The 2,105-nt window shown below is 74.2% G+C and carries 2 protein-coding genes and 1 pseudogene; all 3 read left to right on the forward strand.

Annotation, left to right across the window (positions count from 1 at the left end; genetic code table 11):
* Positions 1-662 (forward strand): annotated as a pseudogene (locus F6X68_RS32350) (hypothetical protein); the annotation flags it as partial.
* A gap of 104 nt (positions 663-766) precedes the next feature.
* Positions 767-1,369 (forward strand): DUF1349 domain-containing protein, encoded by a 603-nt coding sequence (locus tag F6X68_RS32355; protein WP_151457789.1) that lies wholly within the window; start codon positions 767-769, stop codon positions 1,367-1,369.
* A gap of 85 nt (positions 1,370-1,454) precedes the next feature.
* The coding region (locus F6X68_RS32360) for a DedA family protein (RefSeq protein WP_151457790.1) at positions 1,455-2,105 on the forward strand (651 nt) is incomplete at its 3' end.

The following is a 2,105-nucleotide window of genomic DNA, read 5'->3' on the forward strand; positions in this document are numbered from 1 at the left end:
CCGCCCCCGGACCGGCCCGCCGCTACATTGGAGACATCAGCAGTCAACGATCTGGGCGCAGCCCGTCCGGAGCCGGCTCCGCGTCGCGCAGCCCGGACTGGGCCGCGGTGGGCGCGATCGCCGGTGTGGTGGCCACCGTGCTCACCCTGCTCACGTACGTGCTGCCACGGGAGCCCTCCGTGCCGCCGCCGGCCTCGGGAGCCGGAGCGGGGCCGTCACCGGGGCCCGACCCGACCACGCCCGACCGGGCCAGGCCCGACCGGACCCCGCCGGACCAGACGACCGCGCCCGCGGCCGACGCCACGAAGGACCACCCCGTCACCAGGACGCCGCGGCCGCCCGCCCCGGGTCGACTGCCGTCGCTGGCGCCGCTGCAACCGGCCGGCTGCGAGGAGGCGCTCGCCGTCGTCGACCGGTTCTACCGGACCTCGGGTTCGACCCGGCAGAGCCGGGAGGCCGCCGCCACGACCGCGTACCAGGGCATGATGGGCGCGAGCCTCCAGGCCGAGGGCGGCGTCCACCAGGCCACGGTGGCACTGTCGCAGGACTTCTCCGAGCTGCGCTTCATCCTGTCGGGCATGGTCGCGAGCGACTACGAGGTGGTGCAGGCCAGGACGGACCGCGACGCCCAGCACCTCCGGGACGTGTGTGACACCGGCTGACGGCACCGCCACGTAACACCGGACGGTCACCCCGGCCGGCAGCCACCCGACGCGACCGGGCCCGTGCCGGCGTCCGGGCGGGCCACGGCGGTACGGTCGCCGGCATGGGTGACGCGGAGCGACCGGTCGACTGGGCCGAGGGTGAGTGGTGGAACGAGCCGGTGCGGGTCGAGAACGGGCCGGCGGGCGAGTTGCTGGTGCAGCCGGCCGAGGGCAGCGACCTGTGGCGGCACACCTCGTACGGCTTCGTCCACGACGACGCCCCGGCGCTGCTCGCGCCGCTGCCCGCCGGCGAGGCGATGGAGGTGACCTTCGTGCTCGACTACGGCGAGCAGTTCGACCAGGCCGGCGTGCTGGTGCGGGTGGACGACCGGAACTGGGTCAAGGCCGGGGTGGAGGTCAGCGACGGCGAGCCGCAGGTGGGTGCCGTGGTGACCCGGGAGGTCTCCGACTGGTCGGTCTCCGGCGTGCCGAGGTGGGCCGGGCGGGAGGTGACCGTCCGGGTCAGCCGCGACGGGGACGCGCTCACCGTACGGGCCCGCGCCGACGACGAGCCGTGGCGGCTGGTCCGGCTCGCACCGCTGGCCCCGGACGCGGTGGCGACGGCCGGGCCGTACTGCTGCTCCCCCACCCGGGCGGGCCTGCGGATCCGGTTCACCGGCTGGCGACGCGGGCTGGCCGACGCCGCGCTGCACCCGGAGGAATGAACCCGGGTGGCCCTACTCACGGGCAGGTGTGACGGCCGGGCCGCAGGGTAGATGTCTCTGATCGGACCCGGCCGAAAGGATCGCGATGGCACTCGCCGAGAACGTCGACCCGACCGAACTCGGCGGCCTGACCGGGTGGGTGGCGGGGGTGATCGACGCCGCCGGCGCCGTCGGGGTGGCCCTGCTGGTCGCCCTGGAGAGCATCATCCCGCCGATCCCGAGCGAGATCGTGCTGGCGATGGCCGGCTACCTGGCCAGCGAGGGACGGTTCAACGTCGTCCTGGTGGGGCTCGCCGCCACCGCCGGCTCCCTGGGCGGGGCACTGGTCCTCTACTGGCTGGGCGCGGCTGCCGGCGAGGACCGGCTCAAGCGCTGGCTCGACCGGCTGCCCCTGGTCGACCTGGACGACCTGGAGAAGGCCGACCGCTGGTTCGAGCGACACGGCCGGTGGGCGGTCCTCTTCGGCCGGATGATGCCGGTGGTCCGCAGCCTGATCTCCATCCCCGCCGGGGCCAACCGGATGCCGCTGCCGGAGTTCATCGTGTTCACCACGCTGGGCAGCGGCATCTGGAACGCGCTCTTCGTCGGCCTGGGCTACGCGCTCGGCTCCCGCTGGCAGCAGATCGAGCAGTACAGCAAGTGGTTCGACTACGGCATCATCGCCGTCTTCGTCGTGATGATCGCCTGGTGGGTGATCAAGAAGACCCGTCGCCGCCGCACCCACGCCGACGCCACC

The organism is Micromonospora sp. AMSO12t, assembly GCF_008806585.1.
Lineage (GTDB): Bacteria > Actinomycetota > Actinomycetes > Mycobacteriales > Micromonosporaceae > Micromonospora > Micromonospora reichwaldensis.